Genomic DNA, 18,078 nt, shown 5'->3' on the forward strand with positions numbered 1-18,078 from the left:
CGGCCCTCAGTACCTCAGTACTTCGGCCCGACGTGGGCGTCCATGAGCGCGACGGACGCCCGTCGGGCGACGGAGATGTTGTACTTCCTGCCCGCGCGTGTGCAGTGCGTCCACTCGATGCCGAGCTTGTCCAGGGTGTCGGTGTAGAGCTGCCGGATGTCGTCCGAGACGTTGGTGAACCAGTACCGCGGATACTCGTACCGCTTTCGCACGCCACCGACCATCCGAGTCGTCCAGTTCATGTTCCGGCAGCCGTCGGAGTGGATGAGTCCGCGGACGAAGTCCCAGGGGTGGGCGTCGACGATCTCCTGCTGCCAGGGTTCGAGGATGATGGGGCGTTCGTGCTTCTTGCCGGGTCCGTGCTGCGGGAAGACGCATGTCCAGTGCTTCGTGTAGGACTTGACCTCGACGCAGCCGTTTCTGTTGCGCCGTCCGGTGCGTGGCATGGGCATCACCCTGCGCATTGCCGACTCTGCTTCTTCGATCAGGCCGGGCCATGTGTCGCCGCAGAAGATGGACAGGTGATGCTGTTTGGGCTTGGAGATGATGTGGCCGTCGCCGAGGTAGAGCCCCAGTAGATACGCATACGCAACACGATCGATGCCCCGACCCGTACACGCGGGGCAGTCGGTGGGCTGCTCATATTGCACGCCGCGGTGCTTGCGGTCCTGGTGCAGCCACCAGCCGATTGTTCCACGAGGGACGTTGAGGAGTTCTGCAACCGCTCGATTGGTGGAGCCACTTCGCAAGAGGGCGAGTGCTTCGTCACGTATCGATGGATTGTGCTGTTCCATACAGTGGAGTCTTGTGCGACCTTCGCTGGCGTGCGCCAGAATCGAAGGCGCGTTCACCGGCAAGGGTGAAGATCGCAAACAGACGCCTTAACCTTGGAATCGAAGGAGAAGTGCCCCGAGTCGGATTCGAACCGACGCTGTATGGGTTTTGAATCCATGGCCTCTACCGCTGGGCTACCGGGGCCCCTTCGAAACGAAGGAACCCGAAGGACCTCCGTGCCTCAAACATACCGTAACTAGGTAGGCTCTTGGCAGCAGTACCCCTGTCTTGAACAAGGAGCCCCCCGTGACCGCCCCCGAGCCGCCCCAGCCCGCCGCCGACGACGACAAGTCGCACGTTCCGCCGCTGACGACCCGCGTCGTCATCGCCGAGGACGAGGCGCTGATCCGTCTCGATCTCAAAGAGATGCTGGAGGAAGAGGGCTACGCGGTCGTCGGCGAGGCGGGCGACGGGCAGCGGGCCGTTGAGCTCGCCCGGGAGCACCGGCCGGACCTGGTCATCCTCGACGTGAAGATGCCGATCCTGGACGGGATCTCCGCGGCGGAGAAGATCGCCGAGGAGTCCATCGCGCCCGTTCTGATGCTCACCGCGTTCTCGCAGCGCGATCTCGTCGAGCGGGCGCGCGACGCCGGGGCGATGGCGTACCTCGTGAAGCCGTTCAGCAAGAGCGACGTGGTGCCGGCCATCGAGATGGCGGTGTCGCGGTTCGCGGAGCTGAAGGCGCTGGAGTCGGAAGTCGCCGACCTTGCGCAGCGGCTGGAGACGCGGAAGCTGGTGGACCGGGCGAAGAGCATTCTGCAGACGGATTACGGGCTGTCGGAGCCTGCCGCGTTCCGGTGGATCCAGAAGACGTCGATGGATCGTCGGCTGTCGATGCAGCAGCTTGCCCAGGCGTTGATCGAGGATGCCGAGGAGAAGAAGAGGGCGGCGAAGGACGGCGACCAGTAGGCGCGCGCATCTGAGAGAGGCCCGCACCCCGGATTGATCGGGGTACGGGCCTCTCTCGGATGGCCGGGTGGGGTTCAGTCCTCGCCGAGGTAGGCCTTGCGGACGGACTCGTCGTGGAGGAGGTCCGGGCCGGTGCCGGAGAGGACGATCTTGCCGACCTCCATGACGTGGCCGTGGTCCGCGAGCGAGAGCGCGGCCTGGGCGTTCTGCTCGACGAGCAGGATGGTGGTGCCCTGGGCCTTGAGTTCGACGATGGTCTCCATGATCTTCTGCATCATGATCGGGGAGAGGCCCATGGAGGGCTCGTCGAGCATCAGGAGCTTGGGCTGGCACATGAGGGCCCTGCCCATGGCGAGCATCTGCTGTTCGCCGCCCGAGAGGGTTCCGGCGGCCTGCTTCCGGCGTTCCCCGAGGATGGGGAAGAGGTCGTAGGCGCGCTGGATGTCCTTCTCGATGCCTGCCTTGTCGTCGCGGAGGTAGGCGCCGAGTTGGAGGTTCTCGGTGATCGTCAGCCGGGGGAAGATGTGGCGTCCCTCGGGGGAGTGGGCGAGGCCCAGGGAGACGATCTTGTGGGCGGGGATGTTGTTGAGGGGTTTGCCGTCGAAGACGATGCGGCCGCCGACGGGCTTGAGGAGGCCGGAGAGGGTGCGCAGGGTGGTGGTCTTGCCCGCTCCGTTGGTGCCGATGAGGGTGACGACCTGGCCGGCTTCGACGGTGAAGGAGATGCCCTTGACGGCTTCGATCTTGCCGTAGGCGACGCGGAGGTCCTCGACCTCAAGCAGTGCGGTCATCGGGCGTCCTCCTCTTCGGTGCCGGTGGTGCCGGTGGTGCTGTCGGTGTCGGTGTTGTCGGCCGTCTTCGTGGCGCCCGCTTCGGCGGCTTCGACCTCGGCGACTTCTTCGGCGCCGGGGGCGCCTTCGAAGGGGGTGCCGAGGTAGGCGGCGACGACGCGTTCGTCGCTCTGGACGACGTCGGAGGTGCCCTCGACGAGCTTCTCGCCCTGGACGAGGACGGCGACGCGGTCGCAGAGGTTGAAGATGAAGCGCATGTCGTGCTCGATGACGAGGACGGCGATGCCCTGGTCGCGGATGGCGAAGATGAGTTCTTCGGTGACGCGGGTTTCCTGGGGGTTCATGCCGGCGGTGGGCTCGTCCAGGAGGAGGAGTCCGGGGTCGCTGGCCAGTGCGCGGGCGATTTCCAGCTTGCGCTGGTCTCCGTAGGGAAGGTTGCGCGCGAGGTGGTCGGCCTTGTCCTGAAGGCCGATGAACTCCAGGAGTTCCATGGCGCGTTCGCGGCTGGCGTGCTCGGCCCGGGTGAATCCGGGCAGCCGCAGGAGGGCGGACCAGAGGCCTTCCTTGGTCCTGGTGTGGCGTCCGACGAGGACGTTCTCCAGGACGGTCATGTTGGCGAAGAGCCGGATGTTCTGGAAGGTGCGGGCGATGCCTGCTTGGGTGACGAGGTGTGGCTTGGGCGGCAGGACGGTGCCCTTGTAGCTGACCTGGCCCTCGGTGGGGACGTACAGGCCGGTGAGGCAGTTGAAGAAGGTGGTCTTGCCGGCGCCGTTGGGGCCGATCAGGCCGACGATCTCGCCCGCGTTGACGGTGAGGTCGACGTTGCGTACGGCGGTGAGACCGCCGAAGCGCATGGTGACTCCGCCGGCATCGAGCACGGTGGTGGCGGTTTTCGTGGTGGTGGTCATGGTGGTCACGCCCCCGCCTTGGCGATGCCGGCGCCGGTCTCTTCGGACTGCCGTGGTTCCGGTACGTCGGGCTGGTCGGACTCGTGGAATTCGAGTTGCTTCCTGCGGTCGGCGACCAGTCCTTCGGGGCGCAGGCGCATCAGGAGGATGAGTGCGACGCCGAAGAGGAAGAGCTGGTAGTCCTGCATGAACTGCAGCTTGGCCGGGATGAGGTAGAGGAGTGCGGCGCCGACGAGGGGGCCGCTGAGGGTTCCCATGCCGCCGAGGATGACCGCGGCGAGCAGGAACGCGGAGTTCGGCGGTACGGAGCCGGCGAACTGGTACTGCTCGGGTGTCACCGTGTAGTTGACGTGTGCCTGGACGGTTCCGGCGAGTCCGGCGAGGGTGGCGCCGAGGGCGAAGGCGAGCAGCTTGAGCCGGAAGGCGTTGATGCCCATGGCGGTGGCGGCGGTCTCGTCTTCGCGGATGGCGACCCAGGCGCGGCCGATGCGGGATTCTCCGGAGCGGCGGAAGACGAGGACGACGACGGCGGTGAAGACGAGCATCAGCAGGTAGTAGTTGGCGGACCTGCCGAGGGTGAAGCCGAGGATGTCGTGTTTGAGTCCGAAGTCGAATCCGAAGAATTTGAGGTCGGGGATGCTGGGGATGCCTTGGGAGCCGTTGGTGAGGTCGGGTCCGCTGTTGCCGTTGAGGTTGTTCACGGTGAGGCGGAAGATTTCACCGAAGCCGAGGGTGACGATGGCCAGGTAGTCGCCGCGCAGTCGGAGTGTGGGGGCGCCGATGAGGACGCCGAAGACGAGCGAGGCGGCGGCGCCGGTGAGTACGGCGGCCCAGAAGGGGAATTCGACGCCGATGGCGGACATGGTGGAGCCGGAGACCAGGGCGGCGGCGTAGGCGCCGACGCCGAGGAAGGCGACGTATCCGAGGTCGAGGAGTCCGGCGAGGCCGACGACGACGTTGAGGCCGAGTGCCACGGTCGCGAAGATGAGGATGTTGGCGCCGATGAGCGCGTACTCCTCCTTCTGCTGGGTGAACGGGAAGCAGACGGCTGCGACGAGGGCGGCGGCGAGGGTGACGTTGCGGTGCTTCGTGGTCAGCGCGGTGATGCGGGAGACGAGTCCGGCGCGGTGGAGTGCGGTGAACGCGAAGCCGACGGTGATGAGGAAGCCGATGAAGAGTTCGGCGTATCTGGTGTCGACGCCGTAGCTGAAGACGTACAGCAGTGCGCCGAAGGCGAGGGCGATGATGAGGATCTCGGCCCAGGCGGGGAGAGGTTCGGCGCGGCCGGCCGCGGGGGCGCCGAGGCTGTTGCGGAAGCGTTGCCAGGCGGTGGAGCTCGTTGGGGTGGTGGGGTGGGGTTGGTCGTCGGGGAGTCCGAGTGCGGCGACGGCGGCGATGAGTGCGCCGGTGCCGCTGATCCAGGCGCCGGGTTCGAGGTTGACGACGCCACCGAGGTCGTAGGCGATGGCGCCGATGGTGTAGCCGGTGGTGCCGAGGGTGCCGAGTGCGAGGAGGCGGACGGGGCTGTTGGTGCCGCCGGGGGTGAGCCAGCGCAGGCCTCGGATGCCGTACCCGGAGAGCGCGAGGAGCAGGGTGAGTGCGGCGCTGATGAGGGTGAGGACTTGGAGGCCGCCGGGGTAGCCGGTGACGGTGAGGTCGCCGGGGAATTCGCTGGTCCAGGTCCAGGCGAGGAAGGTGCCGGCGAGCGCGAGTGCGGCGCCTGCGAGGGTGCCGATGCGGGCCGCGGCTGCGGGGACCGGGAGGAAGGCGGCGGGTCCGGGCGCGGTGGTCTGGTTGGTGGTCATCCGTATCACGCCCGATCCGCGACGCGTTCGCCGAGCAGGCCCTGGGGCCGGATCAGCAGGACGACGATGAGGAGGACGAAGGCCCATACGTCCTTCCAGGCGCCGCCGCCGAAGAGTTCCATGCCGGGGACGTCGCTCATGTAGCCGATGGCGAGGGATTCGGCGACGCCGAGGACGACTCCGCCGAGCATGGCGCCGTAGATGTTGCCGATGCCGCCGAGGACGGCTGCGGTGAAGGCTTTGAGGCCCATGAGGAAGCCCATTTTGAAGCCGATCTGGCCGTTCTTGAGCCCGTAGGCGACGGCGGCGACGGCGGCGAACGCGGCACCGATAGCGAAGGCCATGACGATGATGCGGTCGGTGTTGATGCCCATGAGCTTGGCGGTGTCGGGGTCCTGGCTGGTGGCCTGCATGCCGCGGCCGGTGCGGGTCTTGGAGACGAAGAGGCCGAGGGCGATCATGCAGAGGGGTGCGGTGATGAGGACGAAGAGGTCACCGCGTTGGATGTGGGCGCCGAAGATGTCGATCGCTTCGCCCTTGAACTGGGGGAAGGAGCGGTCTTTCTTGGCGTCGGGGTACCACTTCCAGATGGCCTGCTGGAGTGCGAGGGAGAGTCCGATGGCGGTGATCAGTGGGGCCAGTCGGGGTGCGTTGCGCAGAGGCCGGTAGGCGAAGCGTTCGGCGGCTGTTCCGACGGCGACGGAGCATATGACGCCGCCGATGATCATGACTGGGATGATCGCGAGGAGGGAGACACCGGCCGGCATCCAGAGGTACACGGTGAGAGCTCCGAAGCCTCCGATCATGAAGATCTCGCCGTGGGCGAAGTTGATGAGCTGGATGATTCCGTAGACCATCGTGTAGCCGATCGCGATGAGACCGTACATCGCGCCGAGGATGAGTCCATTGGCCAGCTGTTGCGGCAGTTCGTTCACCGCAGGGCCTCCGTGGAGTGGTTCGGATATGGCACCGCGCGGGAGCGCTGGTGGCGCTCCCGCGCGGTCTGGTGTGTCAGCGAGGTGTGACCGGGAGCTTGGTTACGGCTTGTAGGCCTCGCTGAGCTTGGACGTCCACTTGCCGCCGTCGACCTGGTAGGCGGTCATCATGGTGTTGGTGGTGTCGCCGAATTCGTCGAAGGAGACGGGGCCGGTGACGCCGTCGAACTTGACCTTGCTCATGGCGTCGAGGACCTTGGCGCGGAGGTCGTCGGGGACCTTGCCGTTGTTGTCGGCGACGGCGAGCTTGACGGCTTCGATGATCGACCAGGTGGCGTCGTAGGTGCCGCCGCCGTAGGCCTCGTAGGCGTCCTTGTATCCGGCCGTCTTGTAGTCCGCGATGAACTTCTTGGCGGAGTCGAGTTCTTCGACGGGCTTGCCGACGGAGGTGGCGATGTCGCCCTGGGCCTTCTTGTTGAGCTTGATGAAGTCGGCGCTGTACATGCCGTCGCCGCCCATGAGGGGGATCTGGACGCTGTCCTTGAGCTGCTGGCTCAGGGGTGCGCCGGCGGGGTACTCGCCGCCGTAGTAGACGGCCTTGGCGCCGGACTTCTTGACCTTGGTGACGACGGCGTTGAAGTCGCGGTCGTCGGGGTTGACGTGGTCGGTGCCGACGATCTTGCCGCCGAGGGTGGTGAAGGTGTTCTTGAAGGAGGCCGCGAGACCGGCGCCGTAGGGCTTCTGGTCGTCGATGAGGTAGACCTGCTTGATCTTCGCGTTGTTGAAGAGGTACTTCGCGGCGAAGGCGCCCTGGATCTGGTCCGTGGTGGCGGTGCGGAAGTAGGTCTTGTAGGGGCGCTTCTTGTCGCCGGTCTTCCAGTTCTCGCCCTGGGTGAGCTCGGTTCCGGTGTTGGCGGGGGAGACCTGGGTGAGGCCGGCGTCGTTGAGCGGCTTCTGCATCGACTGGGAGACGCCGGAGTTCAGCGGGCCGACGACGCCGACGACGGTGTCGTCGTCGATGAACTTCTGGGCGTTCTGCTGGCCGACGGAGGGCTGTGCCTGGTCGTCGAGCGGCTTGACCTCGAATTTGATGCCGGGGACGGTCTTGTCGTTGTTGGCCGTCTTGGCGGCGAGGTCCGCGGAGTTCTTGATGCCGAGGCCGAGGGCGGACAGGTCGCCGGTGATGGGCGCGTCGACGCCGATGACGACGGTCTGGGTGTCGCCGCTGCTGCTGTTCTTGCTGTCGTCGCGCGACCCGCAGGCGGTGAGTGTCAGTGCTCCGGTGGTGAGCACTGTGGTGAGGATGAGCAACGAACGGTGTCGCACGAAAGGTCCTTTCCCTGGCGCGGCCTCCTCTGCTTGAGGTGCCGTGTCGTTCGCCGGGCCGTACTGGTTGGTACAGGGCCGTGCTGCAGACGCGCCCGGCGGCGCGGTGACTGGCGGTGACTCTAGGCGCAGGTGTGGTGGTCCGGGATGGGTCCGCCGCAGGATGTGACTGTCTTGTTATGCCGTTGAGGAAGGCTTGAGGTGGCTGTGCGGACATGTACGGCTTTTTACCGGTCGGCGAAGTGACCGCATTCTGAGAACGCGCAGCTCTGCTAAGGGGCTTGAGCCGATCTTGCTGCTGTCGCGTGATGGGGGCCGGAGGGGGGTCCGTGGGGGCGTGACGAGCTGCCCGGCGTCGGGAGGCCGGGTTCGGGGTGCCACGTGAAAGCGTGTGCACATTGCACGTTTGTTACGCAGTGTTACATCTGGCGTGGCGTGGTCGACGCGGTGTTGTCTGTGCGGAATGCGGTGAGGCTTGGCCGGAGTGCTGAGTGGGCCACACAACGATCAGCGTGGTCAAGGGAGTTGGCTGGTTCGGTTGCTCAACTGTGCTCCTCGTGCTGGTGGTTGTGAGCGGGAATGGTGCTGCCCGGCCGGATTGCGTTCCGGCCGGGCAGCTGTGTCGGTGGCGGTGTGCGTGTGTTTCGGCGGGTCAGGCGGCCTCGGCCTGCGGTGCGTCGCGGAGCATGCAGGTGAGGCGGGCGGTGCAGACCCGCTTGTCGTGCTCGTCGGTGATGACGATCTCGTAGGTGGCGGTGGAGCGGCCGCGGTGTACGGGGGTGGCGACGCCCGTGACGAGGCCGCTGCGTACCCCTCGGTGATGGGTGCAGTTCAGGTCGACGCCGACGGCGAGCTTGGTGGCGCCGCCGTGGAGCATGGAGCCGATCGAGCCGAGGGTCTCGGCGAGGACGGCGGAGGCGCCGCCGTGGAGCAGTCCGTACGGCTGGGTGTTGCCCTCGACGGGCATGGTCCCGACGACGCGGTCCGCGGAGGCCTCGACGATCGTGACTCCCATGCGCTCGCCGAGGTGGCCGGCGGAGAAGAGGGCGGGCAGGTCGACGCCGAGTGCGGCGTACTCGTCGATGATCTCCTGGGGGAACTTGGGTGCGGTGTGCTCGCCCATGGGTCCGGCTCCGATCGTCCGATTCATAGCTTTATTGCTGTGTGCATCGTTCTTATCAGACGACTGAGCGAACGCTTAGTGGGTTGTGGGTGCGGATTCCCCCGGCCGTTCCGCCCCGGCCGTTCTGCCGCCGGACGTTCTACCGTCGGCCGTTCTGCTCCTGGACGTTCTCCCCGTGGGCGTTGTGGCCCTGTACGTTCTCGAAGCGGACGACCACGGACTTGCTGGCAGGGGTGTTGCTGGTGTCGGCCGTCGAACCGAGGGGGACCAGCACGTTGGTCTCCGGGTAGTAGGCGGCCGCGCAGCCCCGGGCGGTCGGGTAGTGCACGATGCGGAAGCCGGGGGCGCGGCGTTCCACTCCGTCCTTCCATTCGCTGACGAGGTCGGTGTACGCGCCGTCGGCGAGGCCGAGGGCGCGGGCGTCGTCGGGGTTGACCAGGACGACGCGGCGACCGCCCTTGATGCCGCGGTAGCGGTCGTCGAGGCCGTAGATCGTGGTGTTGTACTGGTCGTGCGAGCGCAGGGTCTGCAACAGCAGCCTGCCTTCGGGGAGTTCGGGGTATTCCACGGCTGCGGCGGTGAAGTTGGCCCTGCCGGTCGCGGTGGGGAAGCGGCGCTCGTCGCGCGGGGCGTGCGGGAGGGTGAAGCCGCCGGGTGCGGCGACGCGGGCGTTGAAGTTCTCGAAGCCGGGGACGACGCGGGAGATGCGGTCGCGGATCGTCGCGTAGTCCTTCTCGAACTCCTCCCAGGGGGTGGCCGATCCGGGGCCGAGGACGGCGCGGGCGAGGCGGGCGACGATGGCGGGCTCGGAGAGCAGGTGGGGGCTCGCCGGGGCGAGGTTGCCGCGCGAGGCGTGGACCATGCTCATGGAGTCCTCGACCGTGACGAACTGCTTGCCGCTCGCCTGGACGTCCTTGTCGGTACGGCCCAGCGTGGGCAGGATCAGCGCGCGGGTGCCGGTCACGGCGTGCGAGCGGTTGAGCTTGGTGGAGACATGGACGGTGAGGCGGGCGCGGCGCATCGCGGCCTCGGTGACCTCCGTGTCGGGGGTGGCCGCGACGAAGTTGCCGCCCATGGCGAAGAAGACCTTGGCGTCGCCGTCGCGCAGTGCCTGGATGGAGCGGACGACGTCGTAGCCGTGGTGGCGCGGTGAGGTGATCGAGAATTCCTTGTCGAGCGCGTCGAGGAATTCGGGCGAGGGCCGTTCGAAGATGCCCATGGTGCGGTCGCCCTGGACGTTGGAGTGGCCGCGGACGGGACAGACCCCGGCGCCGGGGCGGCCGATGTTGCCGCGCAGCAGCAGGAAGTTGACGACTTCGCGGATGGTCGGCACGGAGTGCTTGTGCTGGGTGAGGCCCATGGCCCAGCACACGATGGTGCGCTTCGACGCCAGGATCATGGCGAGCGTCTCCTCGACGGCGCCGCGGTCGAGGCCGGTGGCGGCGAGGGTCTGTTCCCAGTCGGCTTCGCGGGCCGCGGCGGCGAACTCCTCGTAGCCGTGGGTGTGCTCCCGCACGAAGGCTTCGTCGACGGCGCCCTCGGTCTGAAGGATCAGTTTGTTGAGGAGCCGGAAGAGGGCCTGGTCGCCGCCGATGCGGATCTGCAGGAAGAGGTCGTTGAGTGCGGCGCCCCTGATCATGCCGAGCGGGGTCTGCGGGTTCTTGAACCGCTCCAGACCGGCCTCGGGCAGCGGATTCACCGAAATGATCTTCGCGCCCGCGGACTTGGCCTTCTCCAGGGCGGAGAGCATCCGGGGATGGTTGGTACCGGGATTCTGTCCGGCGACGATGATCAGGTCAGCCTGGTGGAGGTCCTCCAGCGAGACGCTGCCCTTGCCGATGCCGATGGTCTCCGTCAGTGCCGAGCCGGAGGACTCGTGGCACATGTTGGAGCAGTCGGGGAGGTTGTTGGTGCCGAATTCGCGGGCGAACAGCTGGAGCAGGAACGCGGCCTCGTTGCTGGTGCGCCCCGAGGTGTAGAAGAGGGCCTCGTCGGGGGAGCCGAGCGCGCCCAGCTCCTCGGCGATGATGCCGAAGGCGTGCTCCCAGGTCACCGCCTCGTACCGTTCGGCGCCCTCGGGGAGGTACATCGGCTGGGTGATCCGGCCCTGCTGGCCCAGCCAGTACCCGCTGCGCGACGCGAGGTCCGCGACGGGGTGCGCGGCGAAGAAGTCGGGGGTGACCCGGCGCAGTGTCGCCTCCTCGGCGACGGCCTTGGCGCCGTTCTCGCAGAATTCCGCGGTGTGCCGCTTGTCACCCTCGGGCCAGGCGCAGCCGGGGCAGTCGAAGCCGTTCTTCTGGTTGACCTTGAGGAGGGTCTGTGCGGTGCGCCGCACGCCCATCTGCTGCTGGGCGATCAGCAGGCTGTGGGCCACGGCCGGCAGTCCGGCGGCGGCGTGCTGCGCCGGCTCGATCCGCGGCGCGTCCTGGACCGGGTCACCTGCGGGCGGCTTCGTGGCCATGGTGCGCTCCCCTTCGAGCCGACTGCGGACCTGCGCGGTGCGCGGTGCGCATCGACGCGGTATGTGTTCGTCCTGCGATTTTGTCACGTGGCACCGACAGAGGCGCCGGGGTGTCCCGTCCGGTCGGGATTGTCAGTGGTCCGTGGCAGGATCGGGGGCGTGGCTGAGACGGCATCGAAGAAGACGGCAGACAACCGACCGCGCCTGCTCCTGATGGACGGGCACTCCCTGGCGTACCGGGCGTTCTTTGCGCTGCCTGCGGAGAATTTCACGACAGGGTCGGGGCAGCCGACGAACGCGGTGTACGGCTTCGCGTCGATGCTGGCGAACACGCTGCGTGATGAGGCGCCGACGCATTTCGCGGTGGCGTTCGACGTCTCCCGCAAGACCTGGCGCTCCGAGGAGTTCCCCGAGTACAAGGCGAACCGCTCGAAGACCCCGGACGAGTTCAAGGGGCAGGTGGAGCTGATCGGCGAGCTGCTCGACGCGATGCACGCCGACCGTTTCGCGGTCGACGGTTTCGAGGCGGACGATGTCATCGCGACGCTGGCGACCCAGGCCGAGGCGGCCGGTTTCGAGGTGCTGATCGTCACCGGTGACCGCGATTCGTTCCAGCTGATCACGGACAACGTCACCGTGCTGTACCCGACCAAGGGCGTCTCGGAGCTGACGCGCTTCACCCCGGCGAAGGTCGAGGAGAAGTACGGGCTCACGCCGCAGCAGTACCCGGACTTCGCGGCGCTGCGCGGTGACCCGTCGGACAACCTTCCCGGCATCCCCGGCGTCGGCGAGAAGACCGCCGCGAAGTGGATCAACCAGTTCGGTTCGTTCGCCGAACTGGTGGAGCGCGCCGAGGAGGTGAAGGGCAAGGCGGGCCAGAATTTCCGGGACCACCTGGACGCGGTGCGGATGAACCGCAGGCTGACCGAGATGGTCCGCGACGTGGGGCTGCAGAAGACGCCGCAGGACCTGGAGCGCGCGCCGTACGACCGCACCGCGGTGACGGGTGTGCTGGATGTCCTGGAGATCCGTAACCCGAGCTTGCGCGAGCGGCTGCTGGCGGTCGACCCCGGCGCGGCCGAGGGCGAGGCCCCGCAGCCCGCCGCGGGCATCGAGCTGGACGGCGCGGTGCTGGGCGCGGGCGAGCTGGCGCCCTGGCTCGCCGAGCACGGCGGGCAGCCGCTCGGCGTGGCCACCGTGGACACATGGGCGGTGGGTGCCGGCACGGTCACCGAGGTCGCGCTCGCCGCGGCCGACGGTGCGGCGGCCTGGTTCGACCCGGCGGAGCTCGACGAGGTCGACGAGCAGGCGTTCGCCGCCTGGATCGCCGACGCGCGTCGGCCGAAGGTCATGCACAACGCGAAGAGCGCCATGCGGGTCTTCCCGGAGCACGGCTGGCAGGTCGACGGCGTCACGATGGACACCGCCCTGGCCGCCTATCTGGTCAAGCCCGGTCGTCGTTCCTTCGCGCTGGACGCGCTGGCGGTGGAGTATCTCGGCCGGGAGCTGGCGCCTGCGGCGGCGGCCGACGGGCAGTTGGCCTTCGGCGCCGACGACCGGGCCGAGGCCGACGCCCTGATGACGCAGGCCCGCGCGGTCCTGGATCTGGGCGAGGCGTTCACCACCCGGCTGGCAGAGGTCGGCGCGACCGACCTGCTGCACGGCATGGAGCTGCCGACGTCCGCTCTGCTGGCCCGTCTGGAACGGCACGGCATCGCCGCCGACCGGGCCCATCTGGAAGGTATGGAGCAGCAGTTCGCCGGTGCGGTGCAGCAGGCGGTGAAGGAGGCGCACGCCGCGGTCGGCCGCGAGTTCAACCTCGGCTCGCCCAAGCAGCTCCAGGAAGTGCTCTTCGGTGAACTGGGCCTGCCCCGGACGAAGAAGACGAAGACCGGGTACACGACGGACGCCGACGCCCTGGCCTGGCTCGCCGCGCAGACCGAGCACGAGCTGCCGGTCATCATGCTGCGCCACCGCGAGCAGGCGAAGCTGCGGGTCACCGTCGAGGGCCTGATCAAGACGATCGCGGCCGACGGCCGTATCCACACCACGTTCAACCAGACGGTGGCGGCGACCGGCCGGCTCTCCTCCACCGACCCCAACCTGCAGAATATCCCGGTCCGTACGGACGAGGGCCGGGCCATTCGCCGGGGCTTCGTGGTCGGCGAGGGCTTCGAGACGCTGATGACGGCCGACTACAGCCAGATCGAGCTGCGGGTGATGGCCCACCTCTCCGAGGACGCGGGCCTGATCGAGGCGTTCACCTCCGGCGAGGACCTGCACACGACGGTCGCCTCGCAGGTCTTCGGCGTCGACAAGTCCGCCGTCGACCCGGAGATGCGCCGCAAGATCAAGGCCATGAGCTACGGACTCGCCTACGGGCTCTCCGCGTTCGGTCTGTCCCAGCAGCTGAACATCGAGGCGGGCGAGGCACGCGGGCTGATGGACACCTACTTCGAGCGGTTCGGCGGAGTGCGTGACTACCTGCACCGCGTGGTGGAGGAGGCCAGGGCCACCGGCTACACGGAGACGGCCTTCGGCCGCCGCCGCTACCTCCCCGACCTCAACAGCGACAACCGCCAGCGCCGCGAGATGGCCGAGCGGATGGCGCTCAACGCCCCGATCCAGGGCACGGCGGCGGACATCGTCAAGGTCGCCATGCTCCAGGTCGACCGGGCGCTGACCGAGCGGAAGCTGAAGTCCCGCATGCTGCTCCAGGTCCATGACGAAATCGTCCTGGAGATCGCCCGGGGCGAGCGGGCGCAGGTGGAGGAGATCCTCCGCCACGAGATGTCCACGGCCGTGCAGTTGCGTGCCCCGCTGGACGTCTCGGTCGGCGTCGGTACGGACTGGGAGTCCGCCGCGCACTGACGCGGCGGTACGCCGGACGGGCCGGGCTGCGGACGGGTCCTGGAGGAATCAGGTCCGTCCGGCGACGACCGGGGGAGCGGACGCGCGCGTACGCCGCAGCCGCATCCACGCCCCGTACAGCACCAGGCCCACCGCCAATCCCGCCCCCGCGCCGAAGCAGGCGGTCGGGATGATGTCCAGCGGGGTGTCGATGTGCTTGAAATGCGCATACCAGCGTGCGCACCGGTGCACGACGCCGAGCAGTACGCAGACGCCGAGCAGCACGCCCACCGCCCACCGCCCGCGACGGTCCAGCACCGGCACGGACGGCGGGACGGGGCGCGCCCCCGCCCGCCGCAGCCCCGAAGCCGTGAACCATGCGAGCACAGCCAGTGCCGCCGCCGAACTGCCGTACTGCACCAGCTGGAACACCGGAAGTCCGCCGAGGTTCCCGCCGAGCACCGGGACCAGCCGCACACCCCACCGGTCGTGATGCGTGAAGGCGTCCCAGACGACATGGGTGGCGGCCCCGACGACCGCCGACAGCACGAACCACCCGCAGTCCCGGACGCGCCATGTCCTTCGCCGCCCCCGCACGAAGGCATGCACCCGTCCCTGCCAGGCCCGCGGCAGCAATGCCACCAGCGGTTCTCGCAGCAGCAGCCACAGCGCCACCACTGCCGCCGTGATCAGCACATCGACCGTGCACACGCCTCCTGCCGAGTGGGTGACCCGGCCGAACTCCATGGCGCCCGGGATCGCGGTGTCCGCGTAGTACGTCATGTCGGGGGCGAACGAACCGGCGACGAGGGCGGAGGCGAGCAGCGGGCCCCGCGCCGTTCCGTTCCGCCGCATCCCCGGCAGCACTGCGGCGGCATGGCTGAGTGTGAACGGCATGGCGGCCAGTATGCGCGAGCCTCCGGCCTCCGCCCGGCCACGGCCGTACAACTTGCTGTCGGGAACGTGAAAAAGAGGTAAGAACCGGTCAGGGCACAGTGTCCCGGCGGCACAAGTTGCCGTAGGGTCGCCTGAGTCCTGGCGCTGGGGAGCGCGGACAGCCGTCGACGGGGAGGGACCAGGGGTATGGCAGCGCAATTCGGTCGCCGACTTCGCAAGGGGGCGACCACCACCGCTGTGGCCGCCGTCGCCGTGGCGGCGCTCTCCGCCTCAGGAGCCCCCGGTACACCGCTGGTCGGCGACAGCGGCGACCCGCAGTCCACCGGAACAGCGCCTTCGCCCGACAGCGGCGCGGCCACCGGCAATTCGCCGTACTACACGGACCTGCCGCCGCTGAACACGCCCGACAAACCGGGGACCAGCACGAACCTCCCCGTCACCGGCAGAGCGGAATCGGGCATACCGGCTTCGATCCTGGCCGCGTACAAGAAGGCCGAGCAGAACATCGCCGACAGCGACGCCGCCTGCCGGCTGCCGTGGCAACTGCTCGCCGCGATCGGCAAGGTCGAGTCCGGTCATGCCCGCGGCGGCCGGGTCGACGCGAACGGCACCACGTTCTCCCCGATCCTCGGCCCGGTCCTCGACGGCCGGGGCTTCGCCATGATCAAGGACACCGACAACGGGGCGTACGACGGGGACTCGACCCACGACCGTGCCGTCGGCCCGATGCAGTTCATCCCGTCCACCTGGGCGACCTGGGGCCAGGACGGCAACGGCGACGGCCGCAAGGACCCCAACAACATCTACGACGCGGCCCTCGCCGCCGGACACTATCTCTGCGCCGGCTCCCGTGATCTGTCCGTCGCCGCGGATCTCGACCGGGCGGTCCTGAGCTACAACCACTCGGACGCCTACCTCCGTACGGTCCGTTCCTGGTTCGAGTACTACAAGCGCGGCACCCACGAGATCCCCGACGGCACCGGAGCCATCCCGCCCGGCCTCGGCGGCGGTACGGACCCGAGTCCCGGCAGCCCGACCCCGTCCCCTTCGCCGTCCGGAACGACCAAGACGAAGCCGAAGCCGAAGCCGAAGCCGAAGCCGAAGCCGAGCCCGAACCCCTCGAAGCCGGGGGGCGGCACCACCACCCCGACCCCGAAGCCCACTCCCAAGCCGTCGCAGACCCTCGCGAGTGTGGAGAACGCCGGCACCGGCCCGCTGACCGCCACCGCGGGCGACGCGTTCGCCGAGCGGATCAAGGTGCGGGCCAGGAACAGCCTCGGCGGCCCGCTCGCCAGGGTCTCCGTGACCTTCACCGTCGCCGGTGACACGGATGCCACCTTCACCGGCGGGAAGACCGCCGTCACCCTTCTCACCGGAGCCGACGGCACGGTCACCGCGCCGGTGCTGAAGGCGGGCGAGACGACGGGGAAGTTCACGGTGCGGGCCGTCGCCACCGGCCGTTCGCTGCCCGCCGTCACCTACTCCGCGACCGTCACCGCCCGACGGGCCGACGCGATCGCCAGGACCGACGACAAGGAACTGACCGCCGCGCCCGGCACCGAGTTCGCCGACACCGTCGAGGTCAAGGCCACCTACAAGGACGCGATCGCCGCCGGGGTCGCCGTCACCGCCACCATGATCACCGACGCCGAGCAGCCGGCCGAGAACGACAAGGGCCCGTACTTCAAGGACGCGGACGGCAAGACCGTCCGTACCCTCACGGACCTCACGACCGACGCCGACGGCATCCTGAAGCTCCCGAAGATCTACGCGGACGACGCCGAGGGCACGTACAAGCTGCGCCTCACCACCGAGGGCGGTGCCACGATCGTCATCGAGCTCAGGACCGAGGCCCCGACGGCATCACAGGCCCCGGAGCCCCCCGCCGTGTGACCCGCCCGGCCGCATGCCCCGACAGCCCCTCCGCCACCACGGCAGAGGGGCTGTCCTACGTGTTCTCATCTCGCGCCCGCATTGCTACGGTGCCTCAACCCTGACGACCCATCAGATCCGTGCTCCCGGGAGGATCCGGCATGCGTGCCTTCGTCGCCGCCGCCATCGGGCTGGCCGCAGCCCTCGCGCTCGTCCTCACCATCAGCGCGATCGGCGCCCCGCCCGGAGAAACCTCGCCCAAACCTCTGCTGACCACCGTCCCGGGCCCCAAGAACTAGCCACCGGAAGAAGCAACAGAAGCTGAGGGAGGGCACCACCATGCGCCGCCGAGCCAGCCTCGTACTCCTGGCCTTCGCCGTCTTCTTCGCCGCCATGTCGCCCCTGCTGCGCTGGTACGCCTTCCCGAGGCTGGCGAAGATCCCGCCCAGTCAGTACCAGGAAACGGTGCTGGAGGCGAAACCCGCCACCCTCCTCGACTACAACGACAACATGAAGGTCAAGCGGGTCCCCAAGGTCACCATCGTGCAGACCCTCAAGGGCAATGTGGAGGAGTCCGAGAAGATCGAGCGCAGCGCCGGACGAGACGTCGTCGTCTGGGACGCCCTCAGTTATGTGGTCGGTCCGGACGGCAAGATGGTCTCCGAGATCCCCGAGCGCTACATCTTCGACGCGCACAGCCAGGCCCCCGTCCACGCCACCGGGGAATCGGTCGACGGTGATCCGGTCAGGCGCGAGGGCATCGAGTTCAAGTGGCCCTTCCTCACCCAGAAACGCGACTACGAGTACTTCGACGCCCAGGCCCGCACCAGCGCGCCGATCCACTACAAGGGCACCCGCACCTTCCACGGCATGGACGTCTACTACTTCGAGCAGACCATTCCGTGGACCAAGGTCCCGATGCCGAAGAAGATGCCCATCAAGGGCGTCACCCCGGAGCAGATCGCGAAGACGGGCATGACCCGCTGGTACACGACCAAGCGCATGTTCTGGGTGGACCCGGTCACCGGAGCGCCCGTCAACGGCGAGGAGGTCCACAAGGAGGAGCTGCGCAACGCCAAGGCGATGGGCCTGCCCCAGGACACCGTCACCGTATTCGCCGGGCACGTGAAGATGCGCGAGGACTACGTCGATTCGATCGTCGCCCTGGTCCAGTCCCAGCGTGTGCTGGTCCTGCTGCTCACCTCGTACCTGCCCTGGGGCTTCCTGGTCCTCGGCGCCGGACTGCTCGCACTCGCCCTGTGGCTGGAGGCCCGCTCCCGGCGCCCGGACGGCGAACTGCCCGACGGGACACCGGCACCCGCCCCGGACCCGCAACCTGCTCCCGCCTGAGCCGCGCCCCGGAGAGC

14 protein-coding genes and 1 tRNA gene are annotated in these 18,078 nt (G+C 68.3%); 5 read left to right on the plus strand and 10 right to left on the minus strand.

Going from position 1 to position 18,078, the window contains the following annotated elements; all coding sequences use genetic code 11:
• Positions 1-14: 14 nt before the first annotated feature.
• Both ACF1B9_RS02550 and ACF1B9_RS02555 read right to left on the minus strand, forming a co-directional pair.
• The gene (locus ACF1B9_RS02550; protein ID WP_391739935.1) at positions 15-794 is read right to left on the minus strand and encodes a helix-turn-helix domain-containing protein; all 780 of its coding nucleotides are present in this window, start codon (positions 792-794) and stop codon (positions 15-17) included.
• Between the two features lie 111 nt (positions 795-905).
• A tRNA-Leu gene (locus ACF1B9_RS02555) sits at positions 906-978 on the minus strand.
• Positions 979-1,080: 102 nt separating this feature from the next.
• Here ACF1B9_RS02555 and ACF1B9_RS02560 point away from each other — a divergent pair.
• Complete coding sequence (locus ACF1B9_RS02560) at positions 1,081-1,743, plus strand: ANTAR domain-containing response regulator (RefSeq protein WP_391739934.1); 663 nt, start codon at positions 1,081-1,083, stop codon at positions 1,741-1,743.
• A gap of 74 nt (positions 1,744-1,817) precedes the next feature.
• Here the strand turns inward: ACF1B9_RS02560 and ACF1B9_RS02565 are convergent, their stop codons facing one another.
• From ACF1B9_RS02565 to ACF1B9_RS02595, 7 genes are all read right to left on the minus strand, one after another.
• Entirely contained in the window at positions 1,818-2,534 is a 717-nt protein-coding gene (locus tag ACF1B9_RS02565) for an ABC transporter ATP-binding protein (protein ID WP_391739933.1), read from the minus strand.
• Entirely contained in the window at positions 2,531-3,442 is a 912-nt protein-coding gene (locus ACF1B9_RS02570; protein WP_391740100.1) for an ABC transporter ATP-binding protein, read from the minus strand. Before ACF1B9_RS02570 ends, ACF1B9_RS02565 begins: the two co-directional genes overlap by 4 nt.
• Before the next feature lie 5 nt (positions 3,443-3,447).
• Entirely contained in the window at positions 3,448-5,247 is a 1,800-nt protein-coding gene (locus ACF1B9_RS02575) for a branched-chain amino acid ABC transporter permease (protein ID WP_391739932.1), read from the minus strand.
• Positions 5,248-5,252: 5 nt separating this feature from the next.
• Positions 5,253-6,182 (minus strand): branched-chain amino acid ABC transporter permease, encoded by a 930-nt coding sequence (locus ACF1B9_RS02580; protein WP_391739931.1) that lies wholly within the window; start codon positions 6,180-6,182, stop codon positions 5,253-5,255.
• A gap of 102 nt (positions 6,183-6,284) precedes the next feature.
• Positions 6,285-7,493 (minus strand): branched-chain amino acid ABC transporter substrate-binding protein, encoded by a 1,209-nt coding sequence (locus tag ACF1B9_RS02585; protein ID WP_391740098.1) that lies wholly within the window; start codon positions 7,491-7,493, stop codon positions 6,285-6,287.
• A 667-nt stretch (positions 7,494-8,160) separates the two neighbouring features.
• Positions 8,161-8,631 (minus strand): PaaI family thioesterase, encoded by a 471-nt coding sequence (locus tag ACF1B9_RS02590; RefSeq protein WP_376219499.1) that lies wholly within the window; start codon positions 8,629-8,631, stop codon positions 8,161-8,163.
• A gap of 139 nt (positions 8,632-8,770) precedes the next feature.
• Positions 8,771-11,092 carry an FdhF/YdeP family oxidoreductase gene (locus ACF1B9_RS02595; protein ID WP_391739930.1) on the minus strand — a complete coding sequence of 774 codons (2,322 nt, stop codon included), beginning with the start codon at positions 11,090-11,092 and terminating at the stop codon, positions 8,771-8,773.
• 159 nt (positions 11,093-11,251) lie between these two features.
• On the opposite strand from ACF1B9_RS02595, the gene polA reads away from it, so the two are divergent.
• Entirely contained in the window at positions 11,252-13,963 is a 2,712-nt protein-coding gene (polA, locus tag ACF1B9_RS02600) for a DNA polymerase I (protein ID WP_391739929.1), read from the plus strand.
• 48 nt (positions 13,964-14,011) lie between these two features.
• Here the strand turns inward: polA and ACF1B9_RS02605 are convergent, their stop codons facing one another.
• Complete coding sequence (locus tag ACF1B9_RS02605; protein WP_391739928.1) at positions 14,012-14,839, minus strand: DUF4184 family protein; 828 nt, start codon at positions 14,837-14,839, stop codon at positions 14,012-14,014.
• 186 nt (positions 14,840-15,025) lie between these two features.
• Between ACF1B9_RS02605 and ACF1B9_RS02610 the strand changes: the two genes are divergently transcribed.
• The 3 genes from ACF1B9_RS02610 (at position 15,026) to ACF1B9_RS02620 (ending at position 18,061) form a co-directional block, all read left to right on the plus strand.
• Positions 15,026-16,732: a lytic murein transglycosylase gene (locus ACF1B9_RS02610; RefSeq protein WP_391739927.1), complete on the plus strand. Its 1,707-nt coding sequence runs from the start codon at positions 15,026-15,028 to the stop codon at positions 16,730-16,732.
• 140 nt (positions 16,733-16,872) lie between these two features.
• On the plus strand, positions 16,873-17,010 hold the full coding sequence (locus tag ACF1B9_RS02615; protein ID WP_351081551.1) for an SPW_0924 family protein: 138 nt from the start codon (positions 16,873-16,875) through the stop codon (positions 17,008-17,010).
• 40 nt (positions 17,011-17,050) lie between these two features.
• Positions 17,051-18,061 (plus strand): DUF3068 domain-containing protein, encoded by a 1,011-nt coding sequence (locus tag ACF1B9_RS02620; protein ID WP_391739926.1) that lies wholly within the window; start codon positions 17,051-17,053, stop codon positions 18,059-18,061.
• The last annotated feature ends 17 nt before the right edge of the window (positions 18,062-18,078 follow it).

It is taken from the genome of Streptomyces sp. NPDC014727 (assembly GCF_043083485.1).
GTDB lineage: Bacteria > Actinomycetota > Actinomycetes > Streptomycetales > Streptomycetaceae > Streptomyces.

Bases quoted from the DNA above. Each gene is read 5' to 3' on its own strand.
- ACF1B9_RS02550 (WP_391739935.1), bottom strand. From the start codon at position 794: ATGGAACAGCACAATCCATCGATACGTGACGAAGCACTCGCCCTCTTG.
- ACF1B9_RS02565 (WP_391739933.1), bottom strand. From the start codon at position 2,534: ATGACCGCACTGCTTGAGGTCGAGGACCTCCGCGTCGCCTACGGCAAG.
- ACF1B9_RS02570 (WP_391740100.1), bottom strand. From the start codon at position 3,442: ATGACCACCACCACGAAAACCGCCACCACCGTGCTCGATGCCGGCGGA.
- ACF1B9_RS02575 (WP_391739932.1), bottom strand. From the start codon at position 5,247: ATGACCACCAACCAGACCACCGCGCCCGGACCCGCCGCCTTCCTCCCG.
- ACF1B9_RS02590 (WP_376219499.1), bottom strand. From the start codon at position 8,631: ATGGGCGAGCACACCGCACCCAAGTTCCCCCAGGAGATCATCGACGAG.
- ACF1B9_RS02595 (WP_391739930.1), bottom strand. From the start codon at position 11,092: ATGGCCACGAAGCCGCCCGCAGGTGACCCGGTCCAGGACGCGCCGCGG.
- ACF1B9_RS02605 (WP_391739928.1), bottom strand. From the start codon at position 14,839: ATGCCGTTCACACTCAGCCATGCCGCCGCAGTGCTGCCGGGGATGCGG.
- ACF1B9_RS02610 (WP_391739927.1), top strand. From the start codon at position 15,026: ATGGCAGCGCAATTCGGTCGCCGACTTCGCAAGGGGGCGACCACCACC.
- ACF1B9_RS02615 (WP_351081551.1), top strand. From the start codon at position 16,873: ATGCGTGCCTTCGTCGCCGCCGCCATCGGGCTGGCCGCAGCCCTCGCG.
- ACF1B9_RS02620 (WP_391739926.1), top strand. From the start codon at position 17,051: ATGCGCCGCCGAGCCAGCCTCGTACTCCTGGCCTTCGCCGTCTTCTTC.